Here is a 16,196-nt window from a genome sequence, read left to right on the forward strand (position 1 = left end):
TTCAGCGGGTGGCCGCCGGGGCGGTGCCCAGCGTGCGGATCAGGGCGGCCTGGCTTTGCAGGCGCTGGGTGTGGAGTTCGAGCGCGGCGAGGCTGGCCTGGGTCAGCTGGCGCTGCTCCGCCAGCAGGCTGGCGGGGGTGGCCAGACCGGCGCTGGCACGGCTTTGCACCTTGGCGACGCTGTCGCGGCGGGCGAGCAGCGTCTGCTGCTTGGCGGCCTCGGCCTGGCGCAGTCGTGCCAGCTGGCTGCTGTGGTCGGCGGTGTCGCGGATCGCGTTCAGCAGCGTCTGGTTGTAGCTGGCGATGGCGGCCTCCAGCTCGGCGCTGCGGCTGTCGAGGCGCGCGTTCAGCTCGCCGTTGCTGAACAGCGGCAGTGTCAGCGCCGGCGCCAGTCGCAGCACGCGCGCGCCGGGGCTGAACAGGTCGCCCAGCTCCTGCGCCGACAGCCCGGCCATCAGGTTGAGGCGGACATCGGGATAGAAGTCGGCACGCGCCGCGGCGACGTTGCCGCGGCTGGCCTCCACCCGTTCCCGCGCCGCCTGCACGTCGGCGCGCAGGCCCAGCTGGCCGCTGTGCAGCGGCGCGGTGTCCAGCGTCCACTGCGGCAGCGCGGCGGCGGGCAGCGCGTCGATGGCGGCCTGCGGCTGGGCGCTGAGCGCTGCGAGGGCGTGGGCGGCGGCGCTGATGCGCTGCTCGCCGCGCAGCAGTCGCTCGTCGCTGTCGGCCAGCTGGGCGCGTGCCTGCAGCACCTCGTCCGGCTGCGCCAGACCGTGCTTGACGCGCTGTTCGGCGTTTTGCAGCAGGCTGGCAGCCTGCTGCCGGTCTTGCTGCAGCAGCGTCAGGGCGGCCTGCGCGCCGCGCCATTCCAGATAGCTGCCGACCAGCGCGTAGGCCACGCTCTGGCGCGCGTCGCTGGCTTCCAGCTCGGCGGCGCGGGCCTGGCCACGGGCGGCGGCGAGCTGGGCGCGGGTCTTGCCCCAGAAGTCGAAGCGGTAGCTGAAATCGGCGGACACCGTCTGCAGCGTGGTCCACTGGCCGAGCATCGCCGGGGGCAGCGCGTCGAATTCCGAGGTGCGCGCGCGGCTGGCGCCGAGGTTGCCGTTGACCTTCAGGCCGTCGTTGCTGGCGACGCTGGCAATGCCGGCGCGCGCGGCGCGCAGACGGGCGTCGGCGGCGTCCAGCCCCGGATTGCTGCGCAGCGCCTGCGCCAGCAGCTGCTCGAGGCTGGCGTCATTCAGCGCGCGCCACCAGTCGGCGGCAAAGGGGGTGACGGCTTCGCTGACCGCCAGCGCGGCCGGGGTCAGCGGCTGGCTTTGCAGCGGGGCCACCGCCGGGGTGGCGCAGCCGGACACGGCCAGCAGTGCCAGCAAGGCGCTGACGGGCAGTAACGTGGTGTTGTAGTTTCTCATTTGATTGTCACCTGCGTGACTACTTGTGTCGAAAAAAACCGCCGGGGGCGGATTGGGGTGGCTGGCGGCAATGCCGTGAGGCTTGCGGCCAACCTTGCGCTGATTCGGATAGTGGGGGCTGGCGCTTAGCCGCCGAGCTGCTGCATCAGCTTGCGCAGCAGCGCTTCCAGCTGTGCACGCTCCTCGCCGCTGAACACGGCCCACAGCTCGCGCACCTGCTGCCGCTGCTCCGGCATCACCTGCTCGATGAAGGCGAGGCCGCTGTCGGTCAGCTCCAGATAGGTGCGGCGGCGGTCGACGCTGCAGGGCTGGCGCCGGATCAGGCCGCGGTTCACCAGATCGTCCACCACCCGGGTGGCATTGGTGCGCGAAAACGCCAGCGCATCGGACAGCTCGGACGGCATCAGCCGTTCTTCCGGTCGCGCGTACAGCACCATCAGCGCCATCCAGGTGGTTTCGTTCATGTCGTGCACCGCCAGCGACTGGTTGAAGTAGCCCAGCAACAGCGGCTGGATGTGCAGCAGCAGACGGGTGAGGGTCACCTCTTCGCGCGGGCTGCCGGGCAGGCGGCGGGCGATGGTGTCGATGGCGTGTTCGGTGGCCGCAAAGCTGTGGCCGCAGGCAGGTGCTTTCATTGGGTAATGATAACGTGCGTTACTATTTGGTTCAAGATGGAATTCAGCTCGCGGCGCCGGTGCTGCCCTGAGGCGGCTGACAGGGCGCGGGTTTCTTGATCGGCATCATTCAGCCGTGTGCTGCGCCGCGGCAATACTGTCGGCAACACCCCACCGGAGCCTGATGATGAACCTGACAACCCACCTGAGCGCGGTGCACCGCCACTGCGACGACTCATTTGCCGCGCTGGAGCAGGCGGTGCGCCAGCAGGACTGGGCCGGCGCCGATGCGCTGTGCGCCAGCTTTTGCGAGGAAATGGCGCAGCACTTTGCCGACGAGGAAAACCGGCTGTTCCAGGCGCTGGAAGCGGCCACCGGCATGCGCGGCGGGCCGACCGCGGTGATGCGCTACGAGCACGAACAGATGCGAGAGCTGATGGAAGACCTCAACCGCGATCTGCTGCAGCGCGACGCCCGCGGCGTGGCCGCCACCTGCGACACCTTGCTGGTACTGATGCAGCAGCACAATATGAAGGAGGAAAATATCCTCTACCCAATGTGCGACAGCCGGATTCCGGATGCCGCCGCCCTGTTGCAGGAGCTACGCCATGTCACCCCGTGATTTGCGCGGCCTGGTGCCGCCGGAACCGATGGAAATCATTCTCGACGACGTCGACAACGGCAGCAGCGGCCAGCAGCTGGCCTATGTGCTGCCACACTTCCCCGGGCCGCTGATCCCGCTGCTGCAGCAGCGCAAGGTCAGTTTTGACAGTGAAATGCTGCCGGACATGAGCGGGGTGGTGCTGAAGCTGGTGCTGCCCTGATGCAGGCCATGCCCAGTTTTGACCGCGCACCGCCGCTTTCGCTGCCGGTGCGTTATTTTTTGGCGGCGGCGTTCTGGCTGCTGCCGCTGGCGGCCAGCCTGCTGCGGACCGACAACGACTATCCGTCGCTGAGCCTGCTGCTGCCGCTGCACCTGCTGGCGCTGGGCGTGCTCGGCAACGCCATGCTGGGCGCTTTGCTGCAGATGGTGGCGGTGGTGTCCGGCGTGCCTTGCCTGCGGCCAACGTGGTGGCGGCTGGGGGTGTGGAGCCTGTGGCAGCTGGCCACCGCCAGCCTGTGCTGGGGCTTTTATCAGGGGCTGGCGCCGCCGTGGCTGCAGCTGGCCAGCGTGCTGTTTGCGCTGCTGGCCGCCGCGCTGTCGGGCCTGCTGTACGGGCTGTGGCGCAGCCCGGCGGCGGACGGCAGCAGCCGCGGCCTGCGCCTGGCCCTCGGCCTTTTACTGCTGACCCTGCTGCTGGGCCTGTCGATGCTGGCGGTGCTGGGTTGGGGCCGGCCGTGGCCGTTGCTGAGCCTGTTGCCACTGCACCGGCTGGCGGCGCAGGGCTGGGTGTTGCTGCTGGTGATGGCGGTGGCGCAGGTGATTGCGCCGATGTTCCTGCTGACGCCGGCCTATCCCGGCTGGTGGCAGCGCCACGGCGCCACGCTGTGGCTGCTGGCCTTGCTGGCCGGCGCGGGCGGTTTGCTGTGGCAACCGCAGTGGTCGTGGTGGTGGCTGGCGTGGCTGCCGCTGGCGCTGTTTGCCGTGCTCAGCCTGCGGCTGTTGCGCACCAGCCGGCGGCCGCAGGAGTGGCTGCTGCCGTACTGGTGGCTGGCGTTTGCGCTCTTGGCCTTGCTGGCGGCACTGCTGCCGCTGCTGGCATGGCAGGGCAGCACGCCGTGGCTGGCGCGCGCGCTGGCGTGGTGCCTGCTCGGCGGTTTCGCGCTGACGCTGGTGGTCGGCATGCTGTACCGCATCGTGCCCTTCCTGCTGTGGCTGCACCTGAAGAATGCGGCGCCGCCGCGCCATCGCGTGCCGGCGCTGCACGCCTTCGTGCCGGAATCCGCCGCGCGGCACAGCTGGCGCGCGCTGTTGCTGTTGCAGCCGCTGGCGGCGCTGTGGGTGTGGCAACCGCAGCTGGGCTGGCCGCTGGCGCTGGCGCTGCTCGGCCTGCTGGCGTTGCTGCTGTGGCATTTCGCCGCGGCGGCGCGGCAGTACCGCGCCGCCCGCCGCGCCTTGCCGTCCTAGAACGTGTTCGCGATCTCCTGTTCACGATCTGGCGCGACTTGATCTGGATGGCGTGGTACGGCGTTGAAAACGGCTGGGTATGCTTGTTTATCCCTGGATAAACGCCGCATCCCCAGCCGTTTCGCCTTGTCTCGCGTGCGCTCAGCCCGCCAACGCCTGGGCCAGCGTTGCCTGTAACTTAGTCTGCAATCTGACCACCTCACCGATGATCAGCAGTGCCGGCGGCTTGACCGCGTGCTGCTGCACACAGGCGCCGAGGCCGGCCAGCTCGCAGCACAGCACCCGCTGCTGCGCGGTGGTGGCGTTCTCGATGATGGCCACCGGTGTGGCGGCGGCGCGGCCGGCGGCCTGCAGCTGCTCGGCGATGTTGGCCGCCTCGCCCAGCCCCATGTACACCACCAGCGTTTCCTCGGCGCCGGTGTGGCTGGTCCACGCCAGCGCGCTCTGTCCCTCGCGGCGATGGCCGGTGACGAAGCTGACGCCCTGCGCGTAGTCGCGGTGCGTCAGCGGAATGCCGGCCGCCGCCGCTGCGCCCATCGCCGCGCTGATGCCGGGGATCACCTCGCAGGCGATACCGGCTGCGGCCAACGTTTCCAGCTCCTCGCCACCGCGCCCGAACAGGAAGGGGTCGCCGCCTTTCAGCCGCACCACGCGCAGTCCTTGCCGCGCCTTGTCCACGATCAGCTGGTTGATGTCCTGTTGCGGCAGGGTGTGGCGGCTGGCGCGCTTGCCGACGCAGATCTGCTCGGCGCGGCGGTTGACCAGCGCCAGCACCGCGTCGGAAACCAGCAGGTCGTACAGCACCACGTCGGCCTCGCTGAGGCGGCGCAGCGCCTTCAGCGTCAGCAGGTCCGGGTCGCCGGGGCCGGCACCGACCAGGCTGACCTGGCCGTGGCGCAGCGGGTAGGGATGGGGGAAGGAGGCAGGGGCGTTCATTGCTGTTCCAGTCTGGCCGGCGGCCGCTAAGGGGATGACGCCAGTGTAGGAACGGCGGCGGCCGGGAATCGTTGATTCGCATCAATGCTATCGGGATGGGTGGAAACGTACAGTTCGCCCTGACACGCCGGGTTCCCGGTGACGCAAGAAAAGGAGGACGCGATGAGCGCCAGTTTTACCAAATCGACCGCGCGCAACATCTTTTACGGTGGCGCGGTATTTTTCTTCCTGCTGTTCGTGGCGCTGACACTGGATACGGTGCAGGCGCTGCCCAAGCGCGACAACCGCGCCAACCTGACCGAACAGGTCGCCCGCGGCAAGAAGCTGTGGGAGGTCAACAACTGCATCGGCTGTCACACGCTGCTGGGCGAGGGCGCCTATTTCGCGCCGGAGCTGGGTAACGTCTACCAGCGTCGCGGCCCGGAATTCATCAAGGCCTGGATCAAGGCGCAGCCGACCGGCGCGCCGGGACGTCGCCAGATGCCGAACTTCCATCTCAACGATGCCGAACTCGACGACCTGGTGGCCTTCCTGAAGTACAGCTCGGAAATCAATACCAATAACTGGCCGCCGAATATCGAAGGCTGATGCCTGTCGATCCCGGTAATTCATCATCCAAGGAGAACCAGATGACTTCCTCCGCAATGGCCACCGCGCGCGCTGCCAGCGTCTCGGCGGCGGCCAATGACCCGCTCACCAATGTCCAGCTCAAGTACCGCTCGCAAGCGGTAGCCAAGCCGTACTTTGTCGCCGCGATCGGCCTGTTTGTCGGCCAGATCCTGTTCGGCCTGATCATGGGCCTGCAGTACGTGATCGGCGATTTCCTGTTCCCGGAAATCCCGTTCAACGTGGCACGCATGGTGCACACCAACCTCTTGATCGTGTGGCTGCTGTTCGGCTTCATGGGCGCCGGCTACTTCCTGATTCCGGAAGAATCGGAACGCGAGCTGCACAGCCCGAAACTGGCCATCATCACCTTCTGGGTGTTCCTGGTGGCGGGGGCGCTGACCATTGTCGGCTATCTGGCGGTGCCGTACGCCACGCTGGCCAAGATCACCGGCAACGACTTGTTGCCGACCATGGGTCGCGAGTTCCTGGAACAGCCGACCATTACCAAGATCGGCATCGTGCTGGTGGCGCTGTCCTTCCTGTTCAACCTGAGCATGACTGTGCTCAAGGGCCGCAAGACCAGCATCAGCATGGTGATGATGCTGGGGCTGTGGGGGCTGGCGATCTTCTTCCTGTTCTCGTTCTACAACCCGGACAACCTGGTGCTGGACAAGTACTTCTGGTGGTGGGTGGTGCACCTGTGGGTGGAAGGGGTATGGGAACTGATCATGGGCGCGATGCTGGCCTTCGTGCTGGTGAAAGTGACCGGTATTGACCGCGAAATCATCGAGAAGTGGCTGTACGTGATCATCGCCATGACGCTGATCTCCGGCATCATCGGCACCGGTCACCACTACTTCTGGATCGGGGCGCCGGCGTACTGGCAGGTGTGGGGTTCGGTGTTCTCCGCGCTGGAGCCGATTCCGTTCTTCATGATGACGCTGTTCGCCTTCAACGTGGTCAACAAGCGCCGTCGTGAGCATCCGAACAAGGCCGCGGTACTGTGGGCACTGGGCACCGGCGTGATGGCCTTCCTCGGCGCCGGCGTGTGGGGCTTCCTGCACACCCTGGCTCCGGTCAACTACCTGACCCACGGCACGCAGATCACCGCCAGCCACGGCCACATGGCGTTCTACGGCGCCTACGCGATGGTGGTGATGACCATGATTTCCTACACCATGCCGCTGATGCGTGGCCGCGAGGCCAACAGCAATGCCGCGCAAGTGGTGGAGATGTGGTCGTTCTGGCTGATGACGGTAGCGATGGTGTTCATCACCCTGTTCCTGACCGCCGCCGGCATCCTGCAGGTGTGGATGCAGCGCATGGGTGACACCCCGCTGTCGTTCATGGCCACCCAGGACAAGATCGCCTTCTTCTACTGGCTGCGCGAGCTGTCCGGCGTGGTGTTCTTCATCGGCCTGCTGCTGTACATCGTCAGCTTCTTTATCCGCGGCAACGAGCGCGCCAGCGCCTGATCCCGCCGCATCCGGCAACACGGGCGCCCCTTGCGGGCGCCTTTTTCACGACGGAGCCTGCCATGAACACAGCCGCACCCGGTCTTGTCGCCCCGCCACGCGTGCCCGGCGATCTGGCGATGTGGTTCTTCATCCTCGCCGAGCTGGCGGTGTTCGGCATCTTCTTTGCCGTCTACGGCGTGGCGCGGCAGCGCGATGCGGCGCTGTTTGCTGCCGGTCAGGCGCAGCTGCTGCTGTGGCCGGCGCTGCTGAACACCCTGCTGCTGATCGCCGGCAGCGCCATGGTGGCGGCGGCGGTGCGCGCCTTTGCGGCCAACCTTGTCGCCGCCGGATGCCGCTACCTGCTGGCCACGCTGCTGCTGGGCGGCGGCTTTGTGCTGCTCAAGGGCTGGGAGTTCGCCGGCAAGTTCTCCGCCGGTATCACCCTGTCCAGCAGCGACTTCTGGATGTTCTACCTGTCGCTGACCTTCTTCCATTTCCTGCACGTGATCCTCGGCCTGGTGATCGTGGGCGCGGTGTACCTCCACGCCCGCCGTGGCGCCTATGATGCGGCCAACCACGACGGCGTGGAAACCGCCGCCGCCTACTGGCACATGGTCGATCTGGTGTGGGTGGTGCTGTTCGCGCTGGTGTACGTGGCGCGCTGACCAGGCTCAGCCGCCGGGAGCGGTGTCGTGCAGCGGCGGCGGCTGCAAGGCGGCGAGATAGCCGGCGGTTTCCGCGTTGATCCAGCTGCGGAAATCCTGCTGCTTGGTGGCGGCGCTCTCGCGCTGCGGCCATACCAGCCAGTGCGGCGACAGGTGCGGCACGCGGAGATTGGTCAGCTGCACCAGCTCGCCGCGCTGCAGCGCGCTGGCCACCAGGCTGCGCCGCAGCAGCGCCACGCCCAGCCCCTGCTGTACCGCCGCCAGCACCAGATTGCTGTCGTTGATCCACAGCGCGGCGTGCGCCGGCTCCGCCACCCCGGCGGCGCTGCACCAGCCGAGCCAGGATTCCACCGTGCGCACCACCGGGCAGGCCACCACCTCGGCGGCGGTGCGCGGCAGCTGGCCGCCGTTGAAGTGCGGTGCCGCCACCGCCAGCAGCTCGTCGTCGAACAACCGTTGCTGCTGCACGCCTTCCCAGCCGCCACGCCCCATGCGGATGCCGATATCGACCAGCCCCTGCTGCAGGTCCTGGATGTCGAGGCTGGCGCGCAGCGTGACGCGATAGTGCGGATGGCGGGCGTAGAAGCGTGGCAACCGCGGCAGCAGCCAGTGCTGGCCGAAGGAGGGCAGTACCGCGATCACCAGCTCGTCGCCGCGCGGCCTGGCGCGCACCAGCCGGGTGGCCTCGCTCAATTCGCCCAGCGCCACGCGTACCTGCAGCGCGTAAAGGCGGCCATCCTCGCTCGGCTGCAGGCCGCGGCCCTCGCGCAGGAACAGCACGCTGCCGAGCTGCTCTTCCAGCAGCCGGATCTGCTGGCTGACGGCGGAGTGGGTGACATTGAGCTCGGCGGCGGCGAGGCTGACGCTGCCCAGTCGCGCCACCGCCTCGAAACTGCGCAGCGCCGCTAACGGTGGTAGGTTTTTCATGTAAGAAAATCTAACAGAAAACCCAAATAAATATCGATTTTCGCGTGCGGAAATGGCCTTTATAGTGCTTTCTTCAATGCCAGCCGGTGGCAGGTAATGCAGTAACGCTTACATGTGTGCCGTCCGGTCCCACGCCAGGAAAGGAAGAAAATGTCGTCGCCAGCCGTGTTCACCCTCTATGCCGATAGCCGTTTCACCAGCCCCTACGCGATGTCGGTGTTTGTCACCCTGACCGAAAAAGGGCGGCCCTTCACGCTGCAGACGGTGGATCTGGAGGCCGGCGCCAACCGGCAGCCGGCCTACGCCGCGCTGTCGCTGTCGCAGCGGGTGCCGTTGCTGCTCGACGGTGACTTCCGCCTTGCCGAATCGTCGGCGATCAGCGAGTACCTGGAGCAGCAGTACCCGACGCCGGCGGTGTATCCGGCCGAGGTGCGGCAGCGTGCGCTGGCGCGGCAGGTGCAGGCGTGGTTGCGTAGCGACCTGCTGCCGCTGCGGGCGCAGCGCAGCACCGAGGTGGTGTTCTGCCGGCCGGTCGATTGCCCGCTGGATGCCGCTGGGCAGCAGGCGGCCGACAAGCTGTTCGCCGCCGCCAGCCAGCTGCTGGCCCACGGTGGCGAGCACCTGTTCGGCGACTGGTGCATCGCCGACACCGACCTCGCGCTGATGCTGCAGCGGCTGCTGCAGAACGGCGACGCGGTGCCGCCGCGGCTGGCCGAGTACGCGCGGCGACAGTGGCAGCGGCCGTCGCTGCAGGGCTGGCTGCAGCTGCCGCGCGACTGATCGGCCGCCTTCCGCGATCACGGCACGGGGTGCATACTCTGTGTTTGCCGCCCGTGACCCGACCCGCCATCCCCGCCATGACTGTTGCCGCCGCTTCCGCCACCACCGCCACCCCGCCGCTGCAGCTGGCCGGGGTGCCGGAGGTGTTCGAGCACACCACCGACCGCGCCGAATTCTGCCTGCCGGCGCCGGGGGTGGAGCTGTACCGCGCCCATATCGTGCGCCACGCCTTCGAGCCGCATACCCACCAGGCGTTCGGGCTGGGCGCGATCGAGGCCGGGGTGGAGCGCTTTCGCTACGGTGGCGGCGAGCACCTGGCGCCGCCCGGTTCCATCGTGCTGATGAACCCGGACGAGCTGCACACCGGCCGCGCCGAGACCGCGCACGGCTGGCGCTACCGCATGCTGTATCTCGATCCGGCGGTGCTGGCGCGGGTCAGCGGCGAGGACGGCTGGTGGTTCGACGAGGCGGTGCGCCACGATGTCGCCAGCGCGCAGCGCGTCAGCCAGCTGCTGGCCGCGCTGTGGCAGGCGCACGAGCCGCTGGCCTTCGATAGCCTGCTGTTCCGGCTGCTGGCCGAGTTCCGCCGCCATGCGCGGGTGCCGCAGCCCGCGCCTGCCGAGGCGGCGCACCGTTTCGCGCCGGTGCTGGACTACCTGCGCGCCAACCTCGCCGAAAAACTGACGCTGCCGCAGCTGGCGGCGGTGGCCGGCCTCAGTCCCTTCCATTTTCTGCGCCGTTTCCAGGCGCAATACCATGTCACGCCGCAGCAGATGCTGATGGCGCTGCGCCTGTTCGAGGCCAAGCAGCTGCTGGCGGCCGGCGTCGCGCCGGCGCAGGTGGCCGCTGCTACCGGGCTGGCCGATCAGGCGCACCTGACGCGCGCCTTCGTGCGCCGCTACGGCGTGACCCCGGCGCGCTACCAGAAACAGGTGCGCGTCTAGGGCGCGATGCCAGGCGCGGCGGCGGCTTGATCGCCATCGGGCGCTGCAGCACGGGCAACACTTCGGCCTGCCGGTTCATCGCTGGATAAACGCCGCTGGCGCCGCCGCTTTGCCTGGCCTCGCGTGAGTGCGCGCGCGCTTGAGCCGCGGCCAACGCCGCGCGCCGGTTTTGTGGCGCCAGGGTTGGCCGCAATCTGGTACAAGACGCCGCCGGCGCCGCGGGCTACCGTGCGCTTATTTGGTGGAGGGCAGGGTGATGGGAACGGGCGTGTTGTATGCACTGGCGGCGGGGCTGATGTGGGGGCTGGTCTTCGTCGGCCCCTTGCTGCTGCCGGAATATCCGGCGGCGCTGCAGTCGGTGGGGCGCTACCTCGCCTTCGGCCTGATCGCGCTGCCGCTGGCGTGGCTGGACCGGGTACGGCTGCGCGAGCTGACGCGCGACGACTGGCTGGAGGCGCTGAAACTGGCCGCCATCGGCAACCTGCTGTACTACCTGTGCCTGGCCAGCGCCATCCAGCGCGCCGGCGCGCCGCTGCCGACCATGATCATCGGCACGCTGCCGGTGGTGATCGCGGTGAGCGCCAACCTGCGCGACCAGCGCCGCGACGGCCGCCTGCCGTGGCGCCAGCTGTGGCCGTCGCTGCTGCTGATCGGCGTTGGCATCGGTTGCGTCAACAGTGTCGAGCTGGCGGCGCTGCAGCGCGAGGCGGGCGGCGATCTCGGCCGCTACCTCAGCGGCGCCTTGCTGGCAACGGTGGCGGTGGCGTGCTGGACCTGGTACCCGCTGCGCAACGCCGACTGGCTGCGCCATCATCCCGGCCGCAGCCCGCGCAGCTGGGCCACCGCGCAGGGGGTGGCAACACTGCCGCTGGCGCTGCTCGGCTACGCGCTGCTGTGGGGCGGCATGGCCGTCGCCGACAGCCCGTTCGCGATGCCGTTCGGGCCGCGGCCGCTGGTCTTTCTCGGCCTGATGGCGGTGATCGGCCTGTTCGCCTCGTGGCTGGGCACGCTGTGCTGGAACGAGGCCAGCCAGCGGCTGCCGACCGCGCTGGCCGGGCAGCTGATCGTGTTCGAGACGCTGGCGGCGCTGGGCTATGCCTTCCTGCTGCGCGGCGAGTGGCCGGCACCGCTGACCCTGCTCGGCATCGCCCTGCTGGTCGCCGGCGTGCTGTCGGCGCTGCGCGTCAAGCCGCAGGCGGTGGCCACCGCCGCCCACGCCGGCTGAGGTCTTGCCCGCCGCCCGCGCAGCGGCGGGCTTTCCTTATCTGTCATCAAGGTTGGCCGCAGCGGCGTTGCGGCATGATGCGGCCATGAACTCCTCCCGTCTCTCCCCGCCGGTGTGGCCGGTCTGGCTGTGGCTGTCGTCGCTGACCCTGCTGCTGGCGCTGTTGAGCGAATGGCACGGCAGCACGCTGCTGGCGACGCTGGCGCTGGGCGGTGCCTGGCTCAAGGGCGTCGCCATCGTCGAGTCGCTGATGGCGCTGCGCCATGCGCCGCTGTGGCTGCGCGGCATCGTCCACGGCTGGCTGCTGCTGGTGTGCGGGGGGCTGCTGATCAGCTTCGCCTAGGAACCCACCCCCATGAATGCACCCGTCCATGCCAAGCTGGCAAGCCAGCTTCCGTTCTACCAGCCGGTAGCCGATGAATGCACCGTTTTTGAGACCGCCTGGCGCCAGCAGTTGCCGGTGCTGATCAAGGGCCCCACCGGCTGCGGCAAGACCCGCTTCGTCGCACACATGGCGGCCAAACTGGGCCTGCCGCTGTTCACCGTGTCCTGCCATGACGACCTGTCCGCCGCCGACCTGGTCGGCCGCCACCTGATCGCCGGCGGCGATACCCGCTGGTGCGACGGCCCGCTCACCCGCGCGGTGCGCGAGGGCGGCATCTGCTATCTGGACGAAGTGGTGGAGGCGCGCAAGGACACCACCGTTGTGCTGCACCCGCTCACCGACGACCGCCGCATCCTGCCGATCGAACGCACCGGCGAAGAATTGCAGGCACCGCCCGGCTTCATGCTGGTGGTGTCGTACAACCCCGGCTACCAGCACGTGCTGAAGACGCTGAAACCATCCACCCGCCAGCGCTTCGTGGCGCTGAGTTTCGACTTCCCGCTGCCGGAAGTGGAACGCGCGGTGGTGCAGCACGAGGGCGGGGTGGACGAAAGGTTGGCCGCACAGCTGGTGACGCTGGCCGGCCAGATCCGTCGCCTCACCGGCTACGATCTGGACGAAGCGGTCAGCACCCGCCTGCTGGTGTACTGCGCCAAGCTGATCGCCAGCGGCATGGCCGTGCGCCTGGCCTGCCGTACCGCGCTGGTGGAGCCGCTGTCGGACGAAGCCGACACCCTGGCGGCGCTGATGGCGGTGGTGGATACCCAGTTTGGCCACTGAGCTGGCGGAGACGGAGCGCACGCGGGCGATCAGCGCGCACGCGCTGTACCTGCTGAACCTGTTGCTGCTGCCCGGCCTCGCCTTTGTCGTGCTGTGGTGGTGCCGCCGCCACTGGGCCGCGGCCGCCAGCGCCGCACTGCGCCGGCATCTGGACCAGGCCTTCGGTGCGGCCTTGTGGAGCGGGGCGCTGATCGTGCTGGTCAGCCTGCTGCTGGTGTTGCTGGGCGGCCTGCAGCAGCCGGCCACCTGGGTGCTGCTGATCCTGTATTTCACCGTGATCCATGCCGCACTGGTGTTGCTGGGTGCCTATGCGCTGTCGCGCGCCATGGCCGGCTTGCCCTGCCGTTACCCGCTGCCCGGCCTGTGGCGGCAACCCTGACTTGAAAGACACATGCTATGGAAGACCTTGTTGGCGGCTGGTGGGACAAGCTGATCCGCCGTACCGCCTACCGTGGCTATCCGCAGGCAGCGGTGGCGCTGGCCCAGATCGAGAAACAGGCGCCGCTGTTCTTCCGCGCCATGGGCGGCGACCCGGCGCTGACCCTGCGCACCGCCGTCGGTACCGCCCACGGCGCACGGCGCCGGCTGCTGGAACGCATCGCCGGCACCGGCGAGCAGGTCGAGCTGGCGTGGCGCGACGGGCAGTCGCTGTACCTGCCGGAGAAGATCGACCTGTTCCCCGATGCGGCGCACAACCGTGAACTGTATTTCTGGCTGATGGCGCTGGCGGCACAGCCGCAGCACGGCGACGATGGTGACTGGCTGACGCGCAACCGCCGCGCCACGGCCGCCTGCCTCGCGGCGATGCCCGGCCTCGCCGCGCTGTACCAGCGGCTGGTGACGGCGCTGCTGCCGCTGCGTGATACGCCGCGCGATGCCGCCGCGGCGGCGCAGGAGGCGGCGATCCGCCAGGCACTGCGGCAACCGGAAGCTGCCATTGTGCTGCCGCCGTGCCGCACCCCGCCGCAGCCGGTGCTGCTGTGGTTGCACCCGACGCCACCGACCGCGCCGACCGCCGGCGCCGACGACAAGCAGACGCCGGAGATGGAGGACAGCGACAGCAAGGAAACGAAGAAAAAGCGTCGCTACCGCGCGCGGCGCGATACCGCCGACGAGCGCAAGAACGGCATGCTGCTGGTGTTCCGCGCCGAGAGCATCTTCACCTGGGACGAGTACGTGCGCGTCAACCGTCACACCGACGACGATGACATGGACGACGCCGGCGCCGCCGCCGAGGACATGAACACGCTGACCATCAGCCGCGACAACCGCCGCCGCGCCAGCCGGCTGAAGTTCGACCTCGACCTGCCGGCCGCCGCCTACGACGACACGCCGCTGGGCAGCGGCATCCTGCTGCCGGAATGGGACTACAAGCGGCAACGGCTGGTGGCCGAGCACTGCTGCCTGAAGCCGATGTTGCCGCGCGACGCCACCCCGGCGCCGCTGCCGGACAAGTTGCAACCGCTGGCGCGGCGCCTGCGCCGCCAGTTCCAGGCGCTGTCGCCGGAGCGCACCCGCAAGAGTGGTGAGGCCAGCGGTCCGGACATCGACCTCGACCGCCTGATCCGCTTCCTCGCCGAGAAACGCAGTGGCGTGGCGGTGGCCGAGCCGCCGCTGTACCAGGCGTGGCCGCCGGGCGGGCGCAACATGGCCTGCCTGCTGCTGGCCGACCTGTCGCTGTCCACCGAAAGCTGGCTCGGCGAAGCCGGGCAGGTGATCGGCGTGATCCGCGACAGCCTGCTGCTGTTCGCCGAGGCGCTGTCCGCCTGCGGCGACGCCTTCGGCCTGTACGGCTTTTCCTCGATCCGCCGCGACGAGGTGCGCTACCTGCTGCTGAAGGATTTTGCCGAGCGCTACGACGACACCACCCGCGGCCGCATCCTGGCGCTGCGTCCCGGCTACTACACGCGCATGGGCGCGGCGATCCGCCAGTCCACACGCATCCTGCTGGAGCAGCCGGCGCAGCGCCGCCTGCTGCTGATCGTGTCCGACGGCAAGCCCAACGACCTCGACCACTACGAAGGCCGCTACGGCGTGGAAGACACGCGCCAGGCGGTGCTGGAGGCGAAGCGGGCAGGGCTGATCCCGTTCTGCGTCACGGTGGACAAGGAGGCCGGCGAGTACCTGCCGCACCTGTTCGGCCGCCGCGGCTACAGCGTGGTGCACGACGCGCGGCGCCTGCCGCAGGTGTTGACCAGCCTGTACGCCAGCCTGACCGCCTGAGAGCCTGTTCACGATCTGCTGTGACTTGATCGTAATGGCGCGATACGGCGTTGAAAGCGTCTTCGGAATGCTTGTTCATGTCTGGATAAATGCCGCTTCCTCAGCCATTTTCGCCTTGTCTCGCGTGAGCACCGAGATCATGAACACGCTCTGATACGCACATGCCAGCAAAAAAGGTTGGCCGCAACACTGCGGCCAACCTTTTTTGTTGATGCGCCGCGGTGCGGCTCAGTACAGGTAGACGCCGTCCGGCTGCGGTGCCGGCACCGGCACCGGCTGGCGCAGCATGTCGCACACCGCGGACTCGATGCCGTAACACAGCGCAGTCAGCGGCAGGTCGTTGCCTTCCTTGCCGAACGGCTCTTCCAGCTCCTCGCCCAGCACGTCCAGCGCCATATAGGTGTAGGCGATGAACACCGCGATCAACGGCGTCAGCCAGCCGATGCTGGTGGTCAGCCCGATCGGCAGCAGCATGCAGTAGATGGTGACGGTGCGGTTGAGCAGCACACGGTAGGTGAACGGGATCGGCGTGTTGCGGATGCGTTCACAGCCGCCGACCACGTCGGACAGCGCGTCCAGGTTGCGGTCGACGCTCTGCCACTGCCACTGGTCGATGCTGCCGCTGTGGCGCAGGCTGGCATTGAGGCGGTGCAGGTAGAGCAGGATCAGCCCCGGCTTGCCGGGCGCGTCGGCGATCGCCTGCCATTCCGCCGCCGGCAGCAGCCGCTGCAGGTGAGCGGCGACGTCGTCCTGGCGCAGCTGGCCTTTCAGCGCATAGGCAAAGGCGCAGATGCCGTGCAGCATCTGCCGCGACTCCGGCCGCGCATCGGCGACCGCCAGCAGCTTGCCGGCCAGGGTGCGCGCCACGATCAGCAGCGTGCCCCACAGCTTGCGCGCTTCCCAGAAGCGCTCGTAGCTGACCGAATTGCGGAAGCTGAGGAAGATCGCCAGCGACACCCCCATCAGCGTGAAGATGTAGATGTTCAGCGACGACTGCGCGTGCTGGCTGATCCACCAGTTGGTGGCGAAGGCGGACAGCAGCGAGATGAGGAACACCAGGCACAGCCGGGGCAGGATGCGCGGCAGCACCGAGCCGCGCCAGACGAACAGCAGCTCGAACCAGTTGTGACGAGAGTGGATGATCATGATGGGTAGCGGGGGCAGTGAGGGCAGCG

General features: G+C 68.5%; 18 protein-coding genes. 13 read left to right on the plus strand and 5 right to left on the minus strand.

What is annotated here, in order from left to right; genetic code table 11:
- Position 1 precedes the first annotated feature (1 nt).
- Complete coding sequence (locus NOM55_RS00750) at positions 2 to 1,408, minus strand: efflux transporter outer membrane subunit (RefSeq protein WP_255907015.1); 1,407 nt, start codon at positions 1,406 to 1,408, stop codon at positions 2 to 4.
- 125 nt (positions 1,409 to 1,533) lie between these two features.
- The gene (locus NOM55_RS00755) at positions 1,534 to 2,043 is read right to left on the minus strand and encodes a MarR family transcriptional regulator (RefSeq protein WP_120809592.1); all 510 of its coding nucleotides are present in this window, start codon (positions 2,041 to 2,043) and stop codon (positions 1,534 to 1,536) included.
- Positions 2,044 to 2,206: 163 nt separating this feature from the next.
- Between NOM55_RS00755 and NOM55_RS00760 the strand changes: the two genes are divergently transcribed.
- From NOM55_RS00760 to NOM55_RS00770, 3 genes are read left to right on the plus strand one after another with little or no spacing between them, the layout of a single operon-like run.
- Positions 2,207 to 2,644 (plus strand): hemerythrin domain-containing protein, encoded by a 438-nt coding sequence (locus tag NOM55_RS00760; RefSeq protein ID WP_120809593.1) that lies wholly within the window; start codon positions 2,207 to 2,209, stop codon positions 2,642 to 2,644.
- Positions 2,631 to 2,846: a DUF2249 domain-containing protein gene (locus tag NOM55_RS00765; protein ID WP_170152084.1), complete on the plus strand. Its 216-nt coding sequence runs from the start codon at positions 2,631 to 2,633 to the stop codon at positions 2,844 to 2,846. Before NOM55_RS00760 ends, NOM55_RS00765 begins: the two co-directional genes overlap by 14 nt.
- An 8-nt stretch (positions 2,847 to 2,854) precedes the next feature.
- Entirely contained in the window at positions 2,855 to 4,090 is a 1,236-nt protein-coding gene (locus tag NOM55_RS00770; protein ID WP_255907017.1) for a hypothetical protein, read from the plus strand.
- A gap of 141 nt (positions 4,091 to 4,231) precedes the next feature.
- On the opposite strand, the gene cobA is transcribed toward NOM55_RS00770, so the two are convergent.
- Positions 4,232 to 5,026 carry a uroporphyrinogen-III C-methyltransferase gene (cobA, locus tag NOM55_RS00775; protein ID WP_255907018.1) on the minus strand — a complete coding sequence of 265 codons (795 nt, stop codon included), beginning with the start codon at positions 5,024 to 5,026 and terminating at the stop codon, positions 4,232 to 4,234.
- A gap of 162 nt (positions 5,027 to 5,188) precedes the next feature.
- Here cobA and NOM55_RS00780 point away from each other — a divergent pair, with 162 nt between their 5' ends.
- The 3 genes from NOM55_RS00780 to NOM55_RS00790 all read left to right on the plus strand — a co-directional run bounded on the left by NOM55_RS00780 (position 5,189) and on the right by NOM55_RS00790 (position 7,757).
- Positions 5,189 to 5,614 (plus strand): cytochrome c, encoded by a 426-nt coding sequence (locus tag NOM55_RS00780; RefSeq protein ID WP_047967298.1) that lies wholly within the window; start codon positions 5,189 to 5,191, stop codon positions 5,612 to 5,614.
- A gap of 41 nt (positions 5,615 to 5,655) precedes the next feature.
- Positions 5,656 to 7,110, plus strand: a complete 1,455-nt coding sequence (locus tag NOM55_RS00785) for a cbb3-type cytochrome c oxidase subunit I (RefSeq protein WP_245961051.1) — start codon at positions 5,656 to 5,658, stop codon at positions 7,108 to 7,110.
- A 62-nt stretch (positions 7,111 to 7,172) separates the two neighbouring features.
- Positions 7,173 to 7,757 carry a cytochrome c oxidase subunit 3 gene (locus NOM55_RS00790; RefSeq protein ID WP_255907019.1) on the plus strand — a complete coding sequence of 195 codons (585 nt, stop codon included), beginning with the start codon at positions 7,173 to 7,175 and terminating at the stop codon, positions 7,755 to 7,757.
- Positions 7,758 to 7,763: 6 nt separating this feature from the next.
- Here NOM55_RS00790 and NOM55_RS00795 read toward each other — a convergent pair whose 3' ends face one another.
- Complete coding sequence (locus tag NOM55_RS00795; protein ID WP_255907020.1) at positions 7,764 to 8,684, minus strand: LysR substrate-binding domain-containing protein; 921 nt, start codon at positions 8,682 to 8,684, stop codon at positions 7,764 to 7,766.
- 150 nt (positions 8,685 to 8,834) lie between these two features.
- On the opposite strand from NOM55_RS00795, the gene yfcF reads away from it, so the two are divergent.
- The 7 genes from yfcF to NOM55_RS00830 all read left to right on the plus strand — a co-directional run bounded on the left by yfcF (position 8,835) and on the right by NOM55_RS00830 (position 15,021).
- Positions 8,835 to 9,464: a glutathione transferase gene (yfcF, locus tag NOM55_RS00800; RefSeq protein ID WP_255907024.1), complete on the plus strand. Its 630-nt coding sequence runs from the start codon at positions 8,835 to 8,837 to the stop codon at positions 9,462 to 9,464.
- Between the two features lie 77 nt (positions 9,465 to 9,541).
- On the plus strand, positions 9,542 to 10,408 hold the full coding sequence (locus NOM55_RS00805; protein WP_255907025.1) for an AraC family transcriptional regulator: 867 nt from the start codon (positions 9,542 to 9,544) through the stop codon (positions 10,406 to 10,408).
- A gap of 268 nt (positions 10,409 to 10,676) precedes the next feature.
- Positions 10,677 to 11,633 (plus strand): DMT family transporter, encoded by a 957-nt coding sequence (locus NOM55_RS00810; protein ID WP_255907026.1) that lies wholly within the window; start codon positions 10,677 to 10,679, stop codon positions 11,631 to 11,633.
- A gap of 85 nt (positions 11,634 to 11,718) precedes the next feature.
- Positions 11,719 to 11,976: a hypothetical protein gene (locus NOM55_RS00815; protein WP_255907027.1), complete on the plus strand. Its 258-nt coding sequence runs from the start codon at positions 11,719 to 11,721 to the stop codon at positions 11,974 to 11,976.
- 12 nt (positions 11,977 to 11,988) lie between these two features.
- Complete coding sequence (locus NOM55_RS00820) at positions 11,989 to 12,798, plus strand: CbbQ/NirQ/NorQ/GpvN family protein (protein WP_120809603.1); 810 nt, start codon at positions 11,989 to 11,991, stop codon at positions 12,796 to 12,798.
- Entirely contained in the window at positions 12,788 to 13,177 is a 390-nt protein-coding gene (locus NOM55_RS00825) for a hypothetical protein (protein WP_255907029.1), read from the plus strand. Before NOM55_RS00820 ends, NOM55_RS00825 begins: the two co-directional genes overlap by 11 nt.
- 17 nt (positions 13,178 to 13,194) lie before the next feature.
- The gene (locus NOM55_RS00830) at positions 13,195 to 15,021 is read left to right on the plus strand and encodes a nitric oxide reductase activation protein NorD (RefSeq protein WP_255907030.1); all 1,827 of its coding nucleotides are present in this window, start codon (positions 13,195 to 13,197) and stop codon (positions 15,019 to 15,021) included.
- 228 nt (positions 15,022 to 15,249) lie between these two features.
- Here NOM55_RS00830 and NOM55_RS00835 read toward each other — a convergent pair whose 3' ends face one another.
- Positions 15,250 to 16,167, minus strand: coding sequence for a bestrophin family protein (locus NOM55_RS00835; protein ID WP_255907032.1), 918 nt, complete (start codon positions 16,165 to 16,167; stop codon positions 15,250 to 15,252).
- Positions 16,168 to 16,196 lie beyond the last annotated feature (29 nt).

Origin of the sequence: Vogesella sp. AC12, from assembly GCF_024437575.1 — a bacterium.
Taxonomy (GTDB): domain Bacteria; phylum Pseudomonadota; class Gammaproteobacteria; order Burkholderiales; family Chromobacteriaceae; genus Vogesella; species Vogesella indigofera.